Source organism: Oceanihabitans sp. IOP_32, assembly GCF_009498295.1.
Taxonomy (GTDB): domain Bacteria; phylum Bacteroidota; class Bacteroidia; order Flavobacteriales; family Flavobacteriaceae; genus Wocania; species Wocania indica.
The window spans coordinates 1,403,990-1,427,554 of the sequence record NZ_CP040813.1; the positions used below are offsets into that span (position 1 = coordinate 1,403,990).

20 protein-coding genes and 1 tRNA gene are annotated in these 23,565 nt (G+C 34.6%); 10 read left to right on the forward strand and 11 right to left on the reverse strand.

Annotated features, from left to right (window positions below; translation table 11 throughout):
• Nucleotides 1-35: 35 nt before the first annotated feature.
• From FEZ18_RS05845 to FEZ18_RS05870, 6 genes are all read right to left on the reverse strand, one after another.
• On the reverse strand, nt 36-1,232 hold the full coding sequence (locus tag FEZ18_RS05845) for a porin (protein ID WP_153267446.1): 1,197 nt from the start codon (nt 1,230-1,232) through the stop codon (nt 36-38).
• A gap of 248 nt (nt 1,233-1,480) precedes the next feature.
• On the reverse strand, nt 1,481-4,069 hold the full coding sequence (locus FEZ18_RS05850; protein ID WP_153267447.1) for a CHAT domain-containing protein: 2,589 nt from the start codon (nt 4,067-4,069) through the stop codon (nt 1,481-1,483).
• 29 nt (nt 4,070-4,098) lie between these two features.
• A complete protein-coding gene (locus FEZ18_RS05855; RefSeq protein WP_153267448.1) occupies nt 4,099-6,051 on the reverse strand; it encodes a PKD domain-containing protein in 1,953 nt (650 codons plus the stop codon).
• A gap of 315 nt (nt 6,052-6,366) precedes the next feature.
• On the reverse strand, nt 6,367-7,335 hold the full coding sequence (locus FEZ18_RS05860; RefSeq protein WP_153267449.1) for a hypothetical protein: 969 nt from the start codon (nt 7,333-7,335) through the stop codon (nt 6,367-6,369).
• 80 nt (nt 7,336-7,415) lie between these two features.
• Nucleotides 7,416-7,856, reverse strand: coding sequence for a hypothetical protein (locus tag FEZ18_RS05865; protein WP_153267450.1), 441 nt, complete (start codon nt 7,854-7,856; stop codon nt 7,416-7,418).
• A gap of 279 nt (nt 7,857-8,135) precedes the next feature.
• On the reverse strand, nt 8,136-8,726 hold the full coding sequence (locus tag FEZ18_RS05870) for a hypothetical protein (RefSeq protein WP_153267451.1): 591 nt from the start codon (nt 8,724-8,726) through the stop codon (nt 8,136-8,138).
• A gap of 133 nt (nt 8,727-8,859) precedes the next feature.
• Between FEZ18_RS05870 and FEZ18_RS05875 the strand changes: the two genes are divergently transcribed.
• The 10 genes from FEZ18_RS05875 (at nt 8,860) to FEZ18_RS05920 (ending at nt 16,037) form a co-directional block, all read left to right on the forward strand.
• Entirely contained in the window at nt 8,860-9,441 is a 582-nt protein-coding gene (locus FEZ18_RS05875; RefSeq protein WP_153267452.1) for an RNA polymerase sigma factor, read from the forward strand.
• A gap of 5 nt (nt 9,442-9,446) precedes the next feature.
• A complete protein-coding gene (locus FEZ18_RS05880) occupies nt 9,447-10,181 on the forward strand; it encodes a hypothetical protein (RefSeq protein WP_153267453.1) in 735 nt (244 codons plus the stop codon).
• 384 nt (nt 10,182-10,565) lie between these two features.
• The gene (locus FEZ18_RS05885) at nt 10,566-11,333 is read left to right on the forward strand and encodes a TatD family hydrolase (RefSeq protein ID WP_153267454.1); all 768 of its coding nucleotides are present in this window, start codon (nt 10,566-10,568) and stop codon (nt 11,331-11,333) included.
• Between the two features lie 3 nt (nt 11,334-11,336).
• Entirely contained in the window at nt 11,337-12,368 is a 1,032-nt protein-coding gene (locus FEZ18_RS05890) for an asparaginase (RefSeq protein WP_153269062.1), read from the forward strand.
• A 79-nt stretch (nt 12,369-12,447) separates the two neighbouring features.
• Nucleotides 12,448-12,535, forward strand: a tRNA-Ser gene (locus FEZ18_RS05895).
• 75 nt (nt 12,536-12,610) lie between these two features.
• Nucleotides 12,611-13,381 (forward strand): MotA/TolQ/ExbB proton channel family protein, encoded by a 771-nt coding sequence (locus tag FEZ18_RS05900; protein ID WP_153267455.1) that lies wholly within the window; start codon nt 12,611-12,613, stop codon nt 13,379-13,381.
• A gap of 21 nt (nt 13,382-13,402) precedes the next feature.
• A complete protein-coding gene (locus tag FEZ18_RS05905; protein WP_153267456.1) occupies nt 13,403-13,837 on the forward strand; it encodes a hypothetical protein in 435 nt (144 codons plus the stop codon).
• Between the two features lies 1 nt (nt 13,838).
• Entirely contained in the window at nt 13,839-14,450 is a 612-nt protein-coding gene (locus tag FEZ18_RS05910) for an ExbD/TolR family protein (protein ID WP_153267457.1), read from the forward strand.
• A 26-nt stretch (nt 14,451-14,476) separates the two neighbouring features.
• On the forward strand, nt 14,477-14,956 hold the full coding sequence (locus tag FEZ18_RS05915; protein ID WP_153267458.1) for an ExbD/TolR family protein: 480 nt from the start codon (nt 14,477-14,479) through the stop codon (nt 14,954-14,956).
• A 388-nt stretch (nt 14,957-15,344) separates the two neighbouring features.
• Nucleotides 15,345-16,037 carry a porin family protein gene (locus FEZ18_RS05920; RefSeq protein ID WP_153267459.1) on the forward strand — a complete coding sequence of 231 codons (693 nt, stop codon included), beginning with the start codon at nt 15,345-15,347 and terminating at the stop codon, nt 16,035-16,037.
• On the opposite strand, the gene FEZ18_RS05925 is transcribed toward FEZ18_RS05920, so the two are convergent.
• The 5 genes from FEZ18_RS05925 to FEZ18_RS05945 all read right to left on the reverse strand — a co-directional run bounded on the left by FEZ18_RS05925 (nt 16,032) and on the right by FEZ18_RS05945 (nt 23,480).
• Nucleotides 16,032-16,640, reverse strand: coding sequence for a hypothetical protein (locus tag FEZ18_RS05925; RefSeq protein WP_153267460.1), 609 nt, complete (start codon nt 16,638-16,640; stop codon nt 16,032-16,034). The genes FEZ18_RS05920 and FEZ18_RS05925 overlap by 6 nt on opposite strands.
• 67 nt (nt 16,641-16,707) lie before the next feature.
• Nucleotides 16,708-18,168, reverse strand: coding sequence for an RNA polymerase factor sigma-54 (gene rpoN, locus FEZ18_RS05930; RefSeq protein ID WP_153267461.1), 1,461 nt, complete (start codon nt 18,166-18,168; stop codon nt 16,708-16,710).
• 60 nt (nt 18,169-18,228) lie between these two features.
• A complete protein-coding gene (asnS, locus tag FEZ18_RS05935; protein ID WP_153267462.1) occupies nt 18,229-19,662 on the reverse strand; it encodes an asparagine--tRNA ligase in 1,434 nt (477 codons plus the stop codon).
• 36 nt (nt 19,663-19,698) lie between these two features.
• The gene (locus FEZ18_RS05940) at nt 19,699-22,104 is read right to left on the reverse strand and encodes an efflux RND transporter permease subunit (RefSeq protein WP_153267463.1); all 2,406 of its coding nucleotides are present in this window, start codon (nt 22,102-22,104) and stop codon (nt 19,699-19,701) included.
• Nucleotides 22,105-22,250: 146 nt separating this feature from the next.
• Nucleotides 22,251-23,480, reverse strand: a complete 1,230-nt coding sequence (locus tag FEZ18_RS05945; protein WP_153267464.1) for a hypothetical protein — start codon at nt 23,478-23,480, stop codon at nt 22,251-22,253.
• Nucleotides 23,481-23,565 lie beyond the last annotated feature (85 nt).

Below are 23,565 nucleotides of genomic sequence, written 5' to 3' on the forward strand. Positions count from 1 at the left end.
TCTTTACGTTTGTAATGTTATGTAATTGTTATATTTTAAAAATACACCTCAAATTGTAAGCGGCACATGAGTTGATTATTACCGTGGTGCACTTCTAAATGGCTTATATCGGTTTGTACTTTTAAATTGTGTCCAGCAATAAATTTTGAAACCCCTAATGTATATTGATTTTCGGTGTTTTTTCCAGTAATATTTTTATCTAAGGCTATCGTAGTGTACCGCCCTGAGATTTCCCAATTGTTTCTACACAACAAGCCCGATTGCACATTCAAGCCTTTACCTACCTGCACAGTATCTCCTGTTAAGGTACCATCAGAATTTTTTGCAAGGGGATCTTTTGCCATTCTATCGGCATATTCTGCCATAAAAGAAAAGCCTTTATACTTAAACATGGCGTCTATAAAAAGCGTGTTTATGTGAGTTTCAAAAAAATGGGCGTCGTCATCAATAAACATATAGCTTCCTTGATTACTTCTGGTTTTTACGGCCTTGTTATTGTGGTCGTAACTCACACCAAGTGCTAATTTAGGGCTTTGCTCTTTCTCTAAGTCGCCTCCTTTATAATTTCCGTTTTTCACAAAATTTCCGAAGGGTAATACTTCCAGACGACCGGTATATTGATGCCCCCCAAGATTTCCTGTGGTTATGTTCCTTCCCTCACCTTGAGCTATGGAAAAAGCTTTTCTAATCATAAATCTATCTGAAAGATTAAATTGATAGTGTAGCTGTAAACCCAAATCTCTATCAATAGTAAATTGACTATTTAATAGCGAACGCCCTACTTGTTGCAAATGAGCCGAAGAAATAAGCCTTTCCCTGTTACCTGGTAGCTTAGTTTGACCAAACCAAAGCTCGAATCCAGGTGCGAAATTCCATTTCATAACGGCATCTATAATATAACGCGGCGCATGACTTGTAAAGGGTGAGGCTCCAGAAATATCTCGGTTAGATAGCCCTAGCTCTAATTTGTACCGCAGTTTAGGCGTTAAGGCGTAACCGTCAAATTTTAAACGCGCACGTCGCACTAAAAAATTAGACTCGTTACTTGCGCCATCTTCCCAATTAGATAAAGCCTGAAACTGCATTCTTGCACCAATTTTCATGGTCCAAGTACTATCTTGCCCCACTAAATTAAACAAACCATTTCCAAATTTAGGAGCTGCAAGCTCTTGAGAATATGAGGTCGAAATGGCTAAAAAGCAGAGTGCTAAACATGTAAATTTGATCTTCATAATAATACATCTGGTTAAAACAGTTGCAAATAACCAAAACCAATGTTAATTCAATGTTTCCAAATCATTAAGTAATAGACTAAAATAGGGTGATTTAATCTGGGTGTTAACCTTTAATACCAAATTAACAATACGATATTTCGAAATTAAATGGGTATAAATGGTGTTACGACTAACAAAAAATACCTTAAATTATGAAGACACTAGCTACGACTTGAAATTATTAGAGAGAAATAGGGTTTAAATTTTTATTTTCTCATCGTTATATTCGCAGGTGTTTCATTAAAAAAAGGCGCAGAAGACTTATACTTAAAAATTAAAAACACCAGTACCAAAACAAACAATACACCCAAAACCACATAAAAAACAAGGTCTTGTGATTTGTTGGGTTCAAGCGCCCCGTAATAAACGAATGCCCCCCAATAATACGGTGATTTCTTTATATTACTAATCGTATTATCTTGTAAGTAATCGAGTTTAGATTGGCGATTCGAATAAAAAGCAGATTGCGAGATGTTTAAGTTTTTATAAAACGATTGCATAAGCTGCGACGTAGACATATCGTTTATTGGCCACAGCGAAAACACAAGATTTTGGGCACCTGCGTATTGAAAACCGCGTGCAATACTCATAGCCCCTTCGCCCTTATAAAGTTTACCCACGCCTGTTTCGCAAGCGCTTAAAACTATAAGATTAGTATCTAAATTTAAACTGTACAGTTCATTTAAGTTTAAGGTATCATCATAAAAATCGATGGTTGCAGGTTTTACAAAGTCGCCGCTACTAGCATGTGTTGATAGGTGTATGGTATTATACTTAGACGCATTCTTTAAGAAATTACTTAAGGTTGCTTTTGTATTTATAAATATTGAAGATGGCATTTCGTTCTCAATGGCTTTAGCCTCTTCAATAGAATAGACCAATTGTTTATTTGTGTTTTCAAAAACTGGAAAAAACCCAAGGAGCGAGTCATTACTAGCACCCATCCTTGTAGCCAAATAGAAAAACGCACTCGAATTATAAGCAATGCTTTGACTTTTAAACCAAAACGGCATGTTTACAAATGAGGTCGTACTAGTTTCTGCACTTAAAAGCGTTTCAAAAGGCACAAAATTTAGTAAGCCGTCTGGGATAATAACTATATTTTTATTTTCCGAGAGCTTTTGCAAATCAAGTGATTTAAAGAGTTTATAAGCTTTATTTGTGAAATTTTCAATATTGTTATTAATAATAGAGGCCTCATCAAAAAGATGAATAAAATCAAGGATCTGTCTTTTAAAACTCTCATTTAAAACCATTTGGTTTAATGAAATTGTTTTGTTTGAAACTGTAAATTGATACAGCGCTTTGTTACCCCAAAAATACGCTACTAAAACGGCCTGATCTTCTAATAATTTATCTTGCAATTCTTTTATCTCAAAAATATCATTGCGAAGGGGTTGACTTTGGTTAATAACTGTTTTTAAGCTTTTTATTTGAACACTTAGTTCTTGAAGCTTCATACTTAAATCATTAATTATAGTCGGTCGATTAGCCTCTAATTGCTCTTTTATGAGCAAGCTTGTAATTCGCTCTTGCGCTTTTAACAGACCAAATTCTTTTTGTAAAAGACTGTCCTCAGGATATTGTTTCAAACGTTTTTTTATCAAAAACATCTCTTTTAGGGTTGAAGCTTTACTGTTTTCAGAATATTGAAACGCTTTTAATAAAAGGTCTTTATTTTTGGTTTGTTTATATAAATTATAAAGGATGTCGATACATTTTTCACTTCTAATTCGGTTGTTGGTTTCGTTCAAAATCTTGGTTTCTTGCGAGGTCCAGCTGTTTTCCAACAAATGAGCCACGTGAAAACTTAAATCGAAACTTTGTAATGCTCGTTCTGGACGGGATTCCATTTCGGCATATAAATCGAAAATGTCGATAAAGGTATTCTCGGCGTATAAGTCGGATTTATTTGGCAAGCCATTACCTTTAAAGTTAGGCAATAAAAGTGTTAAAGCAGTTTGTAAACTTCTAGAAGTCGCTTTGGGCTTATTTAAAAACAAGTACAACTGCGCTTCTTCAACATGAAGTTTCGCTAGGTTTCTTTTTGATAATTTTTTATTAGAAATTCTATGATTTTTAAATTTTTGAAATTCTGAAAACGCGATAGCATAATCCCCTTTTTGAAGTGCTATTTTATAATTATTACTACTATGAAGCGAATTTGAGAAGGTTGTGTAATCAAGTAGTTTTCCAGAAGCAATTTGACTTTCTAAATTTATTTCTCTTAGTTTTTGTTTTTGGTCATTACTGGCATTACTGTGGTTTATATATGTATTTACTATTTTAAAAACCATATCGTAATTGCCAATAGAGTAATACAGCTTCGCTAAATTAATACCACCACTAATTTGATGAGGGGTTTGATTGCTCTTTTCGGCTAAAAAAATGTACTGATTTATGGTGCTTATGGCATTGGTATAATTACCTGTTTTAATGTATAGATTCCCTAATGGTTTTAAGCAGTTTTCGATAATATCAAAATCTGAATAGCCCGAAAGCGCATTGCTATTAAAGCGTTTTATGGCGTCTTCATAAGTGCTAATGGCTGCCTCAAGCTTAGAAGAGTTATTTAAGTAATAGCCTTTATGACTTTGCAAAAACACTAAAGCCAATTGTTCATCTTTAGTTTTTACTTGGTCTTTAAATACCGTTTCAAGACTTTCTATACGCCGAAAAGAGGCTGAGTTTTGGTTTGAAATAAAAGTTTCGGTTGCGCTATAGATAGTTTCTTCTAGCGTTTGCCCAAAACTTATTAAACCCGTAAAAAATAGAATAAAGCACAATTTAGTCATAACATGGCGCCAGCAAAAGCGTTTTAAACTCAGAATTTCCAAATGGCGTAGAACTGCCAATAATTGAATTCGTTTTCAAAATTCATTACATAACGCGCGCCCAAACTAGGGCCAATTCTTGCAAAACCTACGGTGGCTTCAAACAGCAAACCAGTTCTTAAATTACTAAAAGCGTTTGTATTACTGCCAAACTCTTCAAAAGTATTAATAATTGGAGCACCGGGTTGCACGCCTTCAAATTGCTCAATTAAACGCTCTTCTTTACTTTTTTCACTTAATGAAATGGTGTTTTGCAGTCCGGCTCCTAAACCTATATAATTGTTTAGGTTATAGCGTAATAAAACAGGAATATCTAGGTCTATGTTTTTATAAGACCTATTGGTGGTAGTGCGCTGCCTAAACCTAAAGCCGGCTGCGTCATCAATGATTTCTTCAACAACTTGACTATCACTTTCATAATTATGAAAGGTGTTTAAAAGCTCTACTTGCCAATACCAACGGTACGATTTATAGGGAGATAAGGTGGCACCAAAAAAGTAGCTTTCAGAGTTTTTTAAATCGCTAAACGCGTTATAGCCCATTTTAGCACCAATTGAAATACCTGGCAAAAAACGTGTCGTGGCGTAATTGGTAATAATGGGGTCGTTTTTATCGAAAATAATAGCCGTTTTACTTTTGGTTTTTTTCTTATGAAAATCTTTAGCAAACTTAATACTGTATTTTACAAAGCCTTTTGTAGAGTCGTATACTTTAACGTTTTTTTGTTCGCTGCCGGGCAAGTATATGTTTTTGAAGGTGAAAATGGCTTGCTTGTCTGTAAAAGTCGTATCTAAACAACTGTAAATCACGTCCTCTTTCGGACAAATATCGCACTTGGGATACATATCAAGAATTTTTATGGTAGACTTGTCGAGCATATCCGGAATATCGGTTTCAAGACGGATGGTTCTCGCCGGCCCCTCCCCGTTATTTTGAAATTGAATTTTATACTTTAAGGTTTTAAAACGTACCAATCTATAATTTAAAATAGTACCGTTTGATGACATTTTATTAGGATCGTGGGAGGTTACAATTTCCATTTCCATGTCTTTAACCTTATGGTTGTCGTAATTTGCATCGGGCACATAAATACCACGAACAGAAATAATGGCACTGGTGTCTTTTAGCATTTCTGGGGTGGTTTTTAAACTAAAGAAGATGTTGCGCTCTTCGCTGGGTGCCATATTATCAAATTCTAAAACGCTCCAATTTTTATATGTCGATTTAGATTCTTGAATGGTTTCCACCAAATTAAATCGTTCTGTAGAATCTTGTGGTATTTCACTGCTTTTAATCATAGCTTTATTTGATGAAGCTAAGTAAGCATTCTCATTATTTATATTATGAGTATAGACAAAGGCCGTTTCAGGTTGGTTTTTTTCATTATGATGTGTCCTTATTTCTAAAACCTCAAAATTATCGGCTTTGTATTTTAATTCGTTATAAAACAGGAAAAGTTTGCCGTTAGTTTTATAGTTTTTGGTGTTTTTATAGCTTACAATAGTCACCATTTCTTCATCTGGAATCGGGTCTCTATTTCGTTTTAATTGGAAATCTTCATCCATCGACGCTACATCTTCATACGCTGTTGGTAGCGTATTAATCAATACTTTTTTTGGTCTTGTTGTTGGCGGTTTACCCGTATCATAATTATTTGTAGCCCAAAATTTAATGGTGTATTCCCCCTTTTTTTTATAAATGTGTTTTGGTGCTTCCTCGGTGCTGTAATGCCCATCTCCAAATTCCCAGAAGTAGGTGTAAAAGGCTTTAGGTGCTCCTGCTATTTGATTTAAAACAGGTGTTTCTGGAATAAATGAAACCGAATTTCCTACAATATTAGTTTTTATGTCGGCCTTTCGGGTTATAGTATCATTAAGAAGCGCCTGCCCATACAAAGATGAAAAACATAAAAAAAATAGAACTATGGCCATGCGGTTTTTCATTTGATTATATTTTTTTGATTCCTATTAATTGTGCTCATAGCATCTCGATTTATTTTCTATGGCTTATAAATATACTAAAAGGATACGTTTTAACTTAAAAAATATAAGAGCACAACAAAAATATTTGCGAGCAAAACAAATAGAATCCAAAATACAAGTATGATTATAAAAATTTTCTTCCTCATACCATCATATCAAAAAGACCTCGCTTTTGTTACCCTATAAACTTCAAAAAACCAGAAACAAATGTTTCTGGTTTTAAATAAAAGGCTAAGTTTAGCGGGGTAAATTAAGTAGGTTATTAAAGGTAGCTGTTTAAGGCAGCCCATTAATAAGGGCTGTAAGTTGAGCTTCGGTAGCGATTTGTGTTTCGCTGTCTGTGAAAGTAAATATATCATTTTCGGCAATGGTTACCGATTTTATAGCGTATTTCCAGTTATTTCCTTCTTCGGTTGCAAATATAATGTGACATTCTAAACCAATTGGAATCTGTCCGTAATGCTCGCTAAACAAACCAGTACCAGCATCAAAAGTATCTAATTGCGCCAATCCAGTTTCCTCGCCATCATAAGAAAGATAAACAGAGCTGTTTGTATTGTTGTAACCTTCTGGCACAGCCACTAAAATAGTTGTTTTTGGTCTTGGGTCGTTATAAAATCGATCGACATTAGACCATCCAAAAGATTGAAAAAAACCAAAATAGGTATTGCCTTCTCCAAACACACCGCCTCGGCCAGCAGCATCTTCCATTTCTTCCCAAGCGAGGTTACCATCTTCGTCGATAATGCCATTCCATAGAATCATTTCATTATCTACACCACCAGTTAAATCTGCCGGAATACGCATTTGAAAGCCACAATTGCTTTCTAAAGCCATACCTTTTTGAGTGGTTTCCACAAAGAACGCTCCACCAGTTAGCAACAACGCTTTGTCGCCATTTGGTTTTATTCCCATAGTAGGTTTGTTGGTAGTTATCATTTGGCCTCTTTCGAAAATTTCAACAAATTCTAAATCTACTTCTCCTGTTACAGCATTGCCATTTAGCGTTAAACAAGCACCGTTAATGATAATTTCGACACCTTTTTGCGATGTTAAGGTTATGGAGCCATCATTTGCATTAAATTGAAAGTTTTGTGTTAAATTTTCTAAAGCAACTTCTCTTAAATTATTAAAGTCTTCTGCTGTTGCACGCGTAACCATATCACTATCGTCGTTTTTTGTGCAACTTGAAAAAAGTAATGTTGCTGCTAATAAAGTTCCTAATACGTTTTTAAATTGTTTCATAATAAATTGGGTTTAAATTATTGTTCTCATTTATATAAACAAGGCAACTAGAATGTTACCCTGTTTCGCTAATTGTTTTTTTAGAGCTGGGGCTGACTAATTATTATTTTCTCTACAATCGCATCGCCAGAAGCTACTAGTTGTATCATTTTATGTGCGTAAGCTTCAGTAGACGAATAGCCTCTTGCTTTTCCAGAAGGGGTTTCCACTTCCCAGAAATAGTTCCTTTGAGTGTTATCAATTTCAGATTTTAAAACAAAGTAACTTGTAATTTCTGTGCCTTTTACCAATTCACCAGCACTTGATAAGGCTATCATTTTTTTTGCAGATTCCAAGCTTAATGATGTTCCAGAATAATTACCTTTTATAGTTTCTACCTGCCACTCAAAAATTTCGATAATATTATTATTTGTGATTTCTAGGACTTTAATTGCGGTATTAAAATCTGATTTTGAGGTCATGGCATTAGCATTTAGTAATGATAAGGTAAGGGCTGCGATAATTAATATTGATTTTCTCATGATTTCTAATTTTTATGGATTAATACCAAATTAGCCATGTCATGCCGCATATAATTTGTTTCTTTTTCGCCCATATTTCGGTATAAAATAAAATCATAACTCAGGCTATACTTTGATTTTCTATCTCATCTGAACAAAAAATAATTCAAATTAACAATACGACATTTCAAAACTAAATTGGTATAATTAAAATTTTTGTGTTTTTTATTATATCAAATGGTTTCTATTTGTAATTAGTTAACTGGTTAAAGCATTTTTGGATTAGTAAAAATTATGGGGTTAATCCACTTTAAAGCCAAGGGCTATGTGCGGTTGACCATAATTTAAAACAGGTCCCCCAGCACCGTAAAACGCAGCGCTTTGAAAAACGACATTGCCTTCTGTGATGGGATATGCGATATTGGTAAAATTGGTATTTCTAAAAATTCTCCCAATCGTTTGGTTTAAGTTGGTGTATCCTGGCAAAATGGTACGTCTAACGGTTATTACATCGCCCACAGCTACAGCTACTGGTGTAATGGCTTGATAATCTAGCATGGTTTGAGAAAACGTATGTACACCAGTATAAGAGGTATTGCCATTAATAATTTCCATGGTATAACCACCAGCATAAGTACTCGGGTTTTGGTAGCCCACAGAACAAATTTCTCCATTTGCATTAATTATTATTTCGTATTCATGGGTTTCTAAATCCATGGTCTCCACAATATCATAACCGTTAGCAGTGGCGTAAGCTGCAGTAATTAAATCGTTAACATAATGGTTTTCACATACATTATTAGTGGGGTCGTTGTCGCTATCACAGGATACAAGTGTTAGCACACAAATTGTAAAAAGAAATAAAAGTTGAGTTGTTTTAAGATTTTTCATGATTCTCTATTTTAATAATTATGGTTAATAGGCTGTTGCCATATTTGTTATGACACCCTTAGATAAAAACCATTTTAAATTGTTACCCTTTTATTTGAAAGTTTTTTTACTTTAGTAGCAAATACAAGGTGTAATGAGTGAAAAAAAAACACATGAAGACCAAAAATATATTGTGGGATTACTGCAAAATAACTCCTCTATTATACAGTCTATATATAATAGGTTTGCACCAAAGGTTATTAATTACATCAAGCAGAACAGTGGCTCTACAGAACAAGCTCAAGATGTTATTCAAGACACTTTAATCACCATTTACAATCAAGCCAGTAAAAAAGAGCTAAGGCTAACTTGCCCTTTTGATGCGTACTTCTTTTTATTGTGTAAACGCAAATGGTTAAACGAATTAAAAAAACCTAATAAGAAGCAGGTAACAATTAATGAGGAGGTGTTATATAAAGACGACGACGCCCAAGAACTGGCTTTCGAAACGCATTTATTTGGTGAAAAGCAAGCCTTATTTACCGAGATGTTTAGCAAACTGGGTACCGCGTGTAAAGATTTACTAAACGCCGCTTTTAAAATAAAATCTATGGAAGCAGTAGCCAAAAGCCTTGGTATTACCTATGCTTATGCTAGGAAAAAGAAATCTTTATGCATTGCTAAACTAACAAAATTGGTTCAAGAGTCGCCAAAATTTAACCAACTTAATAACTAATTGTAATGGAAGACCAAAACCACATACTGTTCGAATCTTACTTATCTGAAGAATTATCTCCAGATGAAAAATTGGCTTTTGAATTACGCCTAAAAACCGAACCAAAACTCAAACAAGATTTTAAAATCTATAAAGAATTAACTTCTTTTTTAACCCATAAATTCGATCATGAAGAAGCTTCTGAAGCCTTTAAAAATAATTTAAAAACCATATCTAATACCTATTTTGAAAAAGGAGAAACGCCAAAAAAAACCATTCGTTTTAAACCCTGGCAATACGCTATAGCAGCAAGTGTGGTTTTATTGGTGGGGGTTTTTGTGTTTAACAATTTTTCAAGTCCGAGGTATACTGATTTTCATACGCACCAAAACATCAGCCTAACGGTTAGAGGCGACAACCCCGATTTATTGCATACCGCAGAAACCGCTTTTAACCATAAAGATTTCGCTAAAGCAGAAACCGCTTTTAAAGCATTATTGGATAAGGGTGAAACAAATTCTGAATTAAAACTCTACAGCGCCATCGCAAATATCGAATTGAGTAATTATGAGCGCGCAGAAACCTTACTAAACGAATTAAAGGATGGGCAATCGGTATATAAAAATAAGGCGATATGGTATCTGGCTTTAAGCAAATTAAAACAAAAAAATTATGAGGCTTGTCTGTCTATTTTAAAAACCATTCCCGAAGATGCCGAAGATTATAAACAAGCACAAAAATTAATTAAAAAATTAGATTAATTACACCCTCACGAGGTTTCAGATACATTTTTAATCATCAATGTCCGATATAAGACATAAGACCGCTTCGCTTTAATAATCAAGAACAAAGACTTGATTCTAACTAACTGATAAACAGAAGTACTTTAATTAACAAAATATCTCCTTTAAATTTTAATAATTGTTTCAAATAAAAAAAGTAACATTAAAAAAATGTGCAAAGTCCATTATTTTAAAAGAATTGAAAGCATCATAGAATTTTTAATCGGACATTATTGATTTTTAAAATAATAATCATAAATAAGCCTCAAACAGATTGCCGTTTTAAATACATACCAGCTTTATACGCGTGTGAAAAACTGCAAAATCCATGTCATACACCAAATACTTCTCTATTTTTGCAACATGATAATTACAGATACCCACACCCATTTATACAGCGAAGCCTTTAGTGAAGACAGAGACGATATGATGAGTCGAGCCATAAAACAAGGCGTTAAACGCTTTTTTATTCCGGCTATAGATTCTTCATATACAACAGCGATGTTGCAACTTGAAAAAGACTACCCTGAGTATGTGTTTTTAATGACGGGGTTACACCCTACAAGTGTAAAAGCTAATTATAAAGATGAACTTAAGCATGTTGAAGATTTACTGGCAAAACGCGATTTTTATGCCATTGGAGAGATAGGCATAGATTTGTATTGGGACACCTCAACTTTAGAGATTCAAAAAAAAGCCTTTAAGCATCAAATTCAGCTTGCAAAAAAACATAAACTCCCTATTGTTATTCATTGCCGCGAAGCGTTTAACGAAATATTTGAGGTTTTAGAAGAAGAGAAAAGCGAAGATTTATTTGGTATTTTCCATTGCTTCACTGGCACTTTAGAGCAAGCCCATCAAGCCCTATCGTATAATATGAAGCTGGGCATTGGTGGTGTGGTCACCTTTAAAAACGGTAAAATAGACCAATTCTTAAATCAAATCGATTTAAAACATATAGTACTCGAAACCGATTCGCCTTATTTAGCACCAGTGCCCTATAGAGGCAAACGAAACGAAAGCGCATACATTATAGAAGTTCTAGAAAAACTGTCCTTAATATATGATACCCCGAAAGAAGTTATCGCCAAAATTACGACCGAAAACTCAAAAGCCATTTTTAATATATAAATGATGAAAAACTCAAAACCTAACATACTACTTATATATACTGGCGGAACTATTGGTATGGTAAAAGATTTTAAAACAGGGGCACTTCGTGCTTTCGATTTTAAAAATCTAATAAAACGCATTCCTGAATTAAGCTTATTAGAATGCAACATAGATACGGTTTCTTTCAAAGAGCCTATAGACTCTAGTAATATGCATCCCAGATACTGGGTACAAATAGCCGAAATGATTGAAGACAACTACCATAACCACGACGGCTTTGTGGTTTTGCACGGTAGCGATACGATGAGCTATACCGCATCGGCTTTAAGTTTTATGCTAGAGCATTTAGCAAAACCGGTAATTTTTACAGGCTCTCAACTTCCTATTGGCGATTTAAGAACCGATGCTAAAGAGAACTTAATTACGTCCATACAAGTGGCTTCATTAAAAAACAATAACCAGCCCCTAATTAAAGAGGTTTGTTTGTATTTCGAATATAAATTATACCGAGCCAATAGAACCACAAAAATTAATGCCGAACATTTTGAGGCCTTTGCCTCTTTAAATTATCCAGATCTAGCCGAATCTGGTGTACATTTAAAGATAAACAAGGAACATTTATTCAAACCAAATCTCAAGAAAGACCTCATAGTCCATAAAAAATTAGATCAAAACATAGCTTTAGTAAAATTATTCCCAGGTATTACAGAGGCTGTTTTACAAAGCGTTTTTAACACTAGCGGCTTAAAAGGCATCATTTTAGAAACTTATGGGGCTGGAAACTGCACCACCGAAACGTGGTTTATCAATCTTCTGGCACATGCCATTAAAAAAGGCATACATATTATTAATGTTACCCAATGCTCTGGAGGAAGTGTCATTATGGGGCACTACGAAACCAGTAATCAGTTAAAAGACTTAGGGGTAATATCTGGAAAAGACATCACCACAGAGGCTGCCCTAAGTAAACTCATGTATTTACTTGGAGAAAACATTCCGCATAAAGCCTTTAAAATCAACTATGAAACTAACTTACGAGGAGAAATATCATAAAATTAACTGAAAAAATTTTACAACCTTAAATATTTTTTGTTATTTGACCCCCTGTAAGTAAAAGAAATACAATAAAAACAGAGAGGTGGCCGAGTGGCTTAAGGCGCACGCTTGGAAAGCGTGTATACGTTTATAGCGTATCGAGGGTTCGAATCCCTTCCTCTCTGCTGATATTTTTATTTTTTATTACTTTATTTTTTATATCTTTAAACACTTTAACTAACAAAATTAAGATCGAGATCATGAAAAGATTATTTTCTATCCTTGCCATTTCTGGAATTATGGCATTCGGAACTGTTAATGCAACGACAACTGCAAACACAGCTACAGCAACTACCGTTGCTAGTATGACCCAAGAACAAGATGCAGCCCCTGCTGAACAAGTTGGATTTCATCAAGAACTTAAAAACAGGTTCGTTGAAGGAGGTCCAGGATTCATGGGTATTGTATTATTGTGTTTAATTTTAGGTTTAGCCATCGCTATTGAAAGAATTATATTTTTAAACCTATCTACAACAAACACTAAAAAATTAACTCAAAACGTTGAAGATGCCCTTTCATCTGGAGGTGTTGAAGCAGCAAAAGAAGTATGTAGAAACACAAAAGGTCCTATCGCTTCAATATTCTATCAAGGTTTAGATAGAACAAATGAAGGTGTAGACGCTGCAGAAAAAGCTGTTGTAGCTTACGGTGGTGTACAAATGGGACAATTAGAGAAAAACGTATCTTGGATTTCCTTATTTATCGCTCTTGCACCAATGCTTGGTTTCATGGGTACGGTAATTGGTATGATTCAAGCCTTCGATAAAATTGAAGCCGCTGGAGACATGAACCCTTCCCTAGTTGCAGGTGGTATTAAAGTAGCACTTTTAACTACAGTATTTGGTTTAATTGTAGCGATTATACTTCAAATTTTTTACAATTATATTGTTGCTAAAATTGATAGCATTGTTAACGATATGGAAGATGCTTCTATCACGTTAATGGATATGATTATTAAACACCAGAAGTAATAATATAAAATTGTAACGATTATGAAAAAAGTATTAACCATTTTGTTAGGCCTAGTAGGATTACTCTCTATTGTGTTCCTAGCAATGATAATATCAACAGGCGATGAAGCTGTAAAAGCTGGTGAGTCTAGCGGTACTATAGATACATTTATGTATGTAGCTTATATTATTTTAGGCTTAACCATTGCGTTTGTTGTTATTTTCAGTTTGAAAAACATATTTAGTAACAAAGAAACGCTTATAAGCACTCTAAAAGGTGTCGGGTTTTTTGCCGTATTAGCTGCTATTAGTTACTTCGGATTTGCCAAAGGTGTTGAAACGCCTTTAAAAGATGGCGATGTCTTATCGGCAGGAGGCTCACAGTTATTAGGCGCAAGATTATATTTGTTTTATCTTTTATTAGGTATCGCAGGTTTATCTATGTTGTTTTTCGGAATTAAAAAAATGATCAAGTAATATGGCAAAACGAGCAGCACCAGAAGTTAATGCAGGCTCAATGGCCGACATTGCCTTCTTACTATTAATTTTTTTCTTAGTGACCACCACTATTGAAAAAGATTCTGGTATAAACAGAAAACTACCTCCTATGGACGATAGCGAAGTAGAACCGCCAATTATTAAAAAGAAAAACATCTTTACGGTTTTAATTAATAAAAACGATCAGTTGTTAGTTGAAGATGAGCCTATGGAAATTAAAGATTTGCGTAGGGCAGCGGTTGAATTTTTAGACAATGGAGGTGACGGCACTTGCGATTTTTGCCAAGGCGCAAAAGATCCTAGTTCGTCTGATAACCCAGACAAAGCTATTATATCTTTAAAAAACGATCGTGAAACAACCTATGCCGCTTACATAGCCGTTCAAAACGAACTGGTTGCAGCTTATAACGTATTACGAAATAGAAGAGCTCTAGAATTAGGCCCACAAAAAGGTTTTAGTAATATGGATTTTATTAAAATGCAAAACAATCTTAAAGATGTGAAGTGGACTGGTGACAAGGAGAAACTGAAAGAACTTGTGGATCAAATCAAGGTCGAAATCCCTCAAAAGCTTTCAGAGGTTGTAGAATAATTTAGAATTAAATAGGATTAAACATTATGTCTAAATTTAAAAAGAAAAAAGATGGAGGATTGCCTCCAGTGAACACCGCATCACTTCCAGATATTGTATTCATGTTATTATTCTTTTTTATGGTGGCTACCGTAATGAGAGAAAACACACTTAAAATACAAAATATCTTACCAGTGGCAGACCAAGTTGAAAGACTGGATAAAAAATATCCTATAAGCTATATTTATATGGGTAAGCCAAGTGAGAATTACAAGAAATTTGGAACGGTTGCTAGAATTCAGCTTAACGATAAGTTTGCCGATATTTCAGAAGTTGGAAGGTTTATCGATGCAGAACGTCTTGCAGTTCGAGAAGAATTAGTCCCTTATTTAACCGTGTCTTTAAAAGTAGACAAAGACGCTAATATGGGTATAGTTGGTGATGTAAAACAAGAATTGCGTAAAGTAAATGCATTAAAAATCAACTACACTACTGGTATAGGAGATGCGTTAACGAATATTAAGTAATTAGATCTATCTTAATTTTATACTTAAAAGCGTTTTGTTAATTCAAAACGCTTTTTTAATTTTAATATCAATTTAATTTTGAAATATCGTATGGTTAATTTGTACTATTTTATTGTTCAGATGCGATAGAAATCGCAGATTCACGAACTCGTTATTTTACTATAATATGGGCGTGAGCTAAAATCAAAACATAGCCTGAGTTATGGTTTTATGTTATGACGAAATATGGGCAAAAAAGAACTGCGAAGCACATCATGAACACCTATTTATAAAATAGAAAGATGTGAGTAAACGAATTATACGCGACAGGACGTTGTTATTTTGGTATAACACCAAATCTCTGGCAAAACAAACGTTTATATTTTTAACAAAACATAAAATACAGCGCATGAAAACTCTAATTCTTATGGCTTTCTTAATAGGTGGTTTTCACACCATTCTGTCTCAAGAAATTGAAACGACCGCTATAGATTCGTTTTATAAAGAAGATCAATTTTATGCCGGTATAACCTATAACCTCTTATCTAACACGCCCAATAACTTCTCTCAGCAAGGTTTCTCTACAGGTTTTAGTCTTGGTTTTATAAAGGACATGCCTATTAATAAACAACGCAATATAGCCATTGCAGTTGGTTTTGGTTACGGTTTAAATACGTTTAACCAAAATATTCTGGTTAGTAAAAACAGCTTTGGTCAATACGAGTACAGCATATTAAGTGGCAGTGACACATATTCTAAAAACAAATTCACAACACATATGTTAGAATTACCCATAGAGTTTAGATGGCGTACTTCAACACCAACCCAATACGATTTCTGGCGCATTTACGCAGGATTTAAGCTAGGTTATACATTTGCAAACACCACAAAGCATGTTGGTGATTTGGGAGCCTTTAAACATCATAACGTCGCTGGTTTTAATAATTTCCAATATGGATTAACCCTTAGTGCTGGATATAACACTTGGAATATCCATTTATATTACGCTTTAAACTCTATATTTAAGGACGATGTACTAATAGATGGCACTAAAACAGATCTTAATGCTGTTAAATTAGGACTAATGTTTTATATATTATAACCAATAATTCACTAAAATTAATTGCGGTATAAGGCCCACAAAAGCTCCTGTAATTAATTCTTGATAGGTGTGCGCTTTTAAATGTAGCCTCGACGTTGCTACTGCACCCATTACTATGGCCATAAGTGCTAAGGTGCCACCAATGTTTATTTTAAAATGAATACTTAAAGCAATAAAAAACATATACAATCCGGAGACCGCTATCATGTGAATACTGGCTTTAAATTTAAAAAGCACTAAAATTAAACAAGCGAGATTAGAGTATAAAATACCTACAAAAAAATAATACAGTTCAATAACTTGGTTTGGCGTAACTACACGCTGTAATACCAAAACCAGCACCAAGCAATTAATTAACAACGGATAGATACGCTCTTTGGTACTCTCTAAATTAATGGTTTTAACGTGGCCAGTGATTTTTAGTAAATAGTACAACAACACCGGTAAAATAAGGGTTAAAATAAAGAGTGCCACGACTTGAGCTCGAACAATTTCAACTGGAATAAATCTTGGAGTTTTAGCAAAATAAAACACCACACCAAATAGAGGCATTAATAACGGATGAAAAATATAAGAGAAACTCTTTAAAATGCCATTAATCATTTTATTAAAATTTTAATACCTCAAACCAGAAATGGTAAAAAGCAATAAACGCAAACCAAGAGATCACTTAAATTTCCTTACGCAATCGAGCCACAGGAATATCTAATTGTTCTCTGTATTTAGCAACGGTTCGACGCGCTATGGGATATCCTTTTTCTTTTAAAACCACCGCTAAAGCCTGATCTGTAAGTGGTTTTCGTTTATCTTCAGCTTGAATAACGGTCTCCAAAATTTTCTTAATTTCTCTGGTAGAAACATCTTCACCTTGAACGTTTTTCATAGATTCAGAAAAGAATTCCTTAATTAACTTCGTCCCGTATGGCGTATCTACATACTTACTATTTGCTACTCTGGAGACTGTGGAGATATCCATAGAAATTTCGTCGGCAATGTCTTTAAGAATCATGGGCTTTAAATTACGCTCATCACCAGTTAAAAAATACTCTTTTTGGTAGTGCATAATAGCGCTCATGGTTACAAAAAGTGTTTGCTGGCGTTGCTTAACCGCCTCTATAAACCACTTTGCAGCATCTAGCTTTTGTTTTATAAAGATTACCGCATCTTTTTGCGATCCCGACTTCTCTTTACTTTCTTTATACCCTTTAAGCATATTGCTATACTCGCGAGAAACGTGAAGTTCTGGAGCATTTCTGCCATTAAGCGTGAGTTCTAGTTCGCCCTCTACAATTCTAATAGCAAAGTCTGGCACCACATGCTCTACTATTCTATTATTACCAGCGTAAGAGCCACCGGGTTTAGGGTTTAAACTTTCAATTTCAGAAATCGCCTCTTTTAATTGAGCCTCAGAAATATTAAATTTTTGTATTAATTTAGAATAATGCTTTTTAGAAAATTGCTCGAAAGCGGTATCTATAATATTTATCGCTAGTTCTGTACGCGCTGTTTTATCTTTTCGGTGCAATTGAATACTTAAACATTCTTGCAAATTTCTTGCACCAACACCTGCAGGATCTAACTGATGTACCACTTGTAACACCGAGGCTACCTTCTCTTCGTCGGTATAGACGTTTTGAGTAAAGGCCAAATCGTCGGTAATATCGGCTATTGAACGTCGTATATATCCTGTTTCATCTACACTGCCCACCAGAAACTCGGCGATAACAAATTCTTCATCGGTTAGTCTAAAGGTATTTAACTGATTGATGAGGTGTTGGGTAAAGGAAATTCCTGCAGCATAAGGCATGGTTTTTTCCTCATCGTCGCTACTGTAATTACTGGTTTGCGTACGATAATCTGGAATTTCATCGTCGCTTAAATATTCGTCTATATTTATGTCTTCGGCTTCAATGCTTTCATTATCGTTAAAATCGTCTGTGGTATTATCTAAATCCACATCGTACTCACTATCGTGCTCCTCCTTACCAGCTTCTAATGCTGGATTCTCTTCAAGCTCTTGCTTTAAACGCTGCTCAAAAGCTTGTGTGGGCAACTGTATCAATTTCATTAATTGAATTTGCTGCGGCGACAGTTTTTGCGATAATTTAAATTGTAAATGTTGTTTAAGCATGTTATGACTTACTTTAAGCTAAAGCTAATACCTCTTAGTTACCAATATACAATTCTTTTATTAAAAATCGGCGTTATGCGGCGTTCTTGGAAACGGAATAACATCTCTAATATTAGTCATTCCTGTCGCGAACATTACTAAGCGCTCGAATCCTAAACCAAAACCAGAGTGTACGGCTGTACCATATTTGCGTAAATCAAGATACCACCATAGTTCTTTTTGATCGATATTAAGCGCTTCCATTTTTTCTTTTAAAACCTCAAGGCGCTCCTCTCGCTGCGAACCGCCTACAATTTCTCCAATCCCTGGAAATAAAATATCCATAGCGCGTACAGTTTTACCATCTTCGTTTAAGCGCATGTAAAAGGCTTTTATATTAGCTGGATAATCAAATAAGATTACTGGGCATTTAAAATGTTTTTCTACAAGATAACGCTCGTGCTCACTTTGTAAATCGGCACCCCATTCGTTAATTAGGTACTTAAATTTCTTTTTCTTGTTGGGTTTACAGTCGCGTAAAATATCGATAGCTTCGGTGTAACTTACTCGTTTAAAATTATTTTCGGTAACAAATTTTAATTTTTCAATTAAATTTAATTCACTGCGCTCTGCCTGAGGTTTTGTTTTTTCTTCGTCTTGTAAACGTTTATCTAAAAACTCTAAATCTTCAAGGTTATGTTCTAAAACATGGCTTATTATGGATTTCATAAAATCTTCGGCTAAATCCATATTTCCGGCTAAATCCATAAAGGCCACTTCGGGCTCTATCATCCAAAATTCTGATAAGTGGCGCGAGGTATTCGAATTTTCGGCTCTAAATGTTGGTCCAAAGGTGTAGACTTTACCTAAAGACATAGCGTAGGCCTCGGCTTCTAATTGTCCAGAAACGGTTAAGTTGGTTTCTTTTCCGAAGAAATCTTTAGAGAAATCCACTTCCCCATCGTCTGTAAGTGGCGGGTTTTTAGGGTCTAAGCTACTCACTCTAAACATTTCGCCTGCACCTTCGGCATCGCTTCCTGTTATTATTGGTGTGTGCATATAATAGAAGCCTTTGCTATTAAAATATTGGTGAATCGCAAAAGACAGGGCCGAGCGTAAACGCATAACCGCACTAAAGGTACTCGTACGTGTGCGTAAGTGGGCATTTTCTCTTAAAAATTCAAAAGAATGCTTTTTAGGCTGAATAGGAAATGTTTCTGGATCTGAATCGCCCAATATATCGATAGCACTGACATTGATTTCAACATTCTGACCTTTTCCTTGGCTTTTAACCAATTCGCCTTTTATATGAAGTGCGGCACCTGTATTAATGCGCTTTAAAATAGCGTCGTCTGTATTTTCAAAGTCTACCACACATTGAATGTTATTTAGTGTAGAACCATCGTTTAAAGCAATAAAGCGCTTGGCTCTAAAGGTTCTTACCCAACCTTTTACTTCTACTTCTGGTAAGGTATTGTCTTGTGATAATAATTCTGAAACGGTATGTAATTGCATGTGTATTAAATTTTAAAAGTGCAAAGATAATTTTTTTTATATCTTATCATGATTAATTTCGTCGTCTTCCCCCCCGGGAATAATATTAATTGCTGGTTTTTTAAACACCTCTTTATTAGCAATACTGCGTTCTAAAGACAGTAATAAAGAAGGTAATAGCAACAGGTTAGAGAGCATAGCAAACAGTAAAGTGGCCGATACTAATGCCCCTAAAGCCACCGTACCACCAAAACTTGAAATGGTAAATACCGAAAACCCAAAGAACAACACAATGGAGGTATAAAACATACTCACGCCAGTTTCGCGTAAAGCGGCATAAACCGATTTTTTAATTTTCCAATGATTGGCTATTAACTCTTGGCGGTACTTTGCCAAAAAGTGAATGGTATCGTCTACCGAAATACCAAAAGCTATACTAAAGACCAATATTGTTGATGGTTTTATAGGAATACCTAAATACCCCATTAATCCAGCTGTTATTAAAAGAGGCAGCAAATTAGGAATGAGCGACACCACAATCATTCTAAGCGATCTAAACATATAGGCCATAAAAAGCGCAATGAGTAAGATGGCTAAGGATAATGAAATCACCAAGTTTTTTACCAAATATTCGGTGCCTTTTTGAAACACCAAGGCCTTTCCCGTCATGGTAACATGATAGCGCTCTTTGGGGAAAACTTTATCTATTTTAGCCTGAAGATCCTCTTCAATACGTTCCATTTTATCGGTACCAATATCCTTCATAAAGGTGGTAATACGAGCGTATTGCCCTGTACTATCTACAAAATTATTAAGCAGATCGACGTTTGAGGTTGAATTTTTGGCGTAAGACAAAATAAAATTATTTTCTTGAGCTGTTGGCAACTGATAATACTTAGGGTTGCCATTATAATAGGCCTGCTTCGAGTATTTAACAAGACCAACAACCGAAATGGGCTTAGAGAGCTCTGGGGTTTCTAAAATTAACTCTTCAAGCGCGTCCATACGTTTTAATGTCGACAGTTTCATGACTCCTTTTTTACGCTTGGTGTCAATCATAATCTCCAATGGCATAATACCATCAAATTCCTCTTCAAAAAATCGAATATCGTTAACAAAATGAGAATTTTGGGGCATATCTTCAATTAAACTACCCGATATTTTAATTTGATAAATACCTATAATACAGGCTATAAGCAGAACTATAGCAGTAATATAAATAGTAATGCGTTTTTGCTTTACCATGCGCTCAATCCAATCAACAAAACCACCAATCCAGCGTTTATTAAGGTGCTCTAAATGCCGCTCTTTAGGATAAGGTAGCACCGTATAAATAATAGGAATTATAAGTAAGCATAAAATAAAAATAGCCAAAATACTTAACGAAGCGACAATACCAAACTCTTTTAAAAGCTTGCTCTCGGTTAAAATAAACGTTGCAAAACCACAGGCTGTCGTTACATTTGTCATTAAAGTAGCGTTACCAATTTTAGTAATAACACGTTGTAATGATTTTACTTTATTACCATGAAGTTTAACTTCGTGCTGGTATTTATTTATCAAAAAGATGCAATTAGGTATCCCAATTACAATAATTAATGGCGGAATTAAAGCTGTTAGAACCGTAATCTCGTATTTTAATAAGCCAAGAAAACCAAGAGACCACATCACACCAATACAAACTACAATAAGTGATATAAATGTAGCCCGAAAGGATCTGAAAAAGAAAAAGAAAATGAGCGAAGTTACCAATAAGGCAGCCAACACAAATTTGCCAATTTCATCTATAATAAGTTGAGAATTAAGCGTTCTAATATAAGGCATTCCAGAAACTCGAACATTTAAATCGTTTTCAATTTCGAACGTTTCAATTAGGGGTATTAAATCATGAATTATAAATTCTTTTCTTAGGGACGTATTAACAATTTCCTTTTTTAGATAAATGGCTGTTCTTATGGTTTTTGTCTCTTTGTTAAACAAGAAATTATCATAAAACGGATATTTATTAAAAAGTTCATCCTGAAGACGCTCAATCTGTTCTAAAGAGGACAGAGAATCTTTTATAAACGGTTCGAGATCAAACTTCTGATTTTCGTTATCTTTAACAAGCTTTTGTAAATCCTTAACAGAGACAACGGTTTCTACACTTTTAAAAGTCTTAAAGGTTTCTGAGAGCTTATTCCAAGCGTTTAATTTTTCGACTGTAAAAAGCGTTGAATCTTTAACGCCTAGAATAATTAAGTTACCTTCTTCGCCAAAAACTTTTAAAAAATCGTTGTAAACGACATTAACCTCGTGATTGTCTGGTAGCAAATTGGCTTCTGTAGTAGAGAACCGCATGTTTTTCCACTGTAAACTTAAAACTACGGTTGCAGCTAATACAGCTAAAAGGATAACAATTTTATTGCGTAAAATTAACCTTGCAGTGACATCCCAGAAATTTGTTGTAAATAGTTTAAACATGCTTTTTTTTGCCCTTTTACAGTTTACACTTTGGGCTACCCTAAAATTTATAATTCATTTAAACGGCGTAAACTTGTTAGTGTGGTCGTTGTATTTAATAATTTGCAAAGGTAAATAAAACCAATGTATTACTAGCTTTAATTGGCTTATAAAGTAATATTAAAGGTGAATTTAAGCGCGAAATTATCTGTTAATACTGGCAGATGGTATGCGCCATAGCGGTAGGTAAAACTTAGTCCAAAACCAAAGAGGAGTTTATTAATCTCGAAACCAGATTCGGTATACCCTTTTTTTAGAGCATTAAAACTGATATTTTGATGCCGCTCTGGATGTGTGATATCGCCAATAGCAAAGCGTGACACTAATACCAATTGTGGCTTAAAGCGTTTTGAAAAATGAAAAGGATTTAAATAATGTTTAAACTGAATGGTAGTGAATTTATCTGAAAAAAATTCGTTAAAAAACATGGTTTCAAAACTATTTAAACCAGCAACAGAAAACCGTTGCATAATCGTCTCTTTATTGATATTGTTGGGATAAGCGTGGTACAAATGGGTAAGTGGAGCATTTTCTGAGGTGATTCCAGAAACCAAAATAAGTTGTGAAAGTGCCTTGTTTTTGTGTTGTATTTTATGAATGGTTCTAAAGTCTAACTTAGAAAAATGAATATTGCTTTTAAATACATTCTTAAAACTATTTGTAAACTGAAATGTAAATTTAGGATACTTTTCTTTGGTCTCCACCAGCTTTCCCGCTTGGTGCTCAAAATCGCTAAAAGGGCTCCATTGCAGTGCTAAGGTTAAGGTGCTTAAATTAAACTCTCGAAGGACATCGTTAAAAAACACATATTGATAGTTGTAAGTTGGATTTACATTACTTATAGAAAATTTAGTTTCGCTTAATATTTTCGGACTTATCTGGTGCTGTAAAGAAACTGCTTTGGTAATATGCTTGTGGAACAAATCGATATTTAAAAGCCGTGGTTCGAAAAATTGAAAGAACCTTTTATCGGTTAGAAACTTCGTGCTACCCGTTTCTTGCAAATCGTCTGTATAAGCAAAATTTAACCAGGTGTTTGTTTTCTCGGCTAATCTAAAGCCAAGTCCCATGCTATATTTAAACCGATGATCTTTAAAACCATAAACGCTGTACCCGTTTACTCGAAAGGTTTCGGAAAACGCCTCGTTAGTGATACCACCAATACCTGTTCTAATAGACTCATATTGATTGTACTTAATAAGGTAACGCAAGTCGAAATTAAAATACTTAGTTGGTAAAAACCCATTACCAAGTTGCTTAATAAAATTTCTACTTTTTATAGAGTCTTGCTTGCGCGCTTCAACATTGTGCAATAAAGATTGTGTGTGCACAAACATTGAAAAAATAAAAAACAAAAATAATGTACACTGCTTTAGCATGTTTATAACGGCGAGGGATAAAATATGACGTGTTACAAAAAAA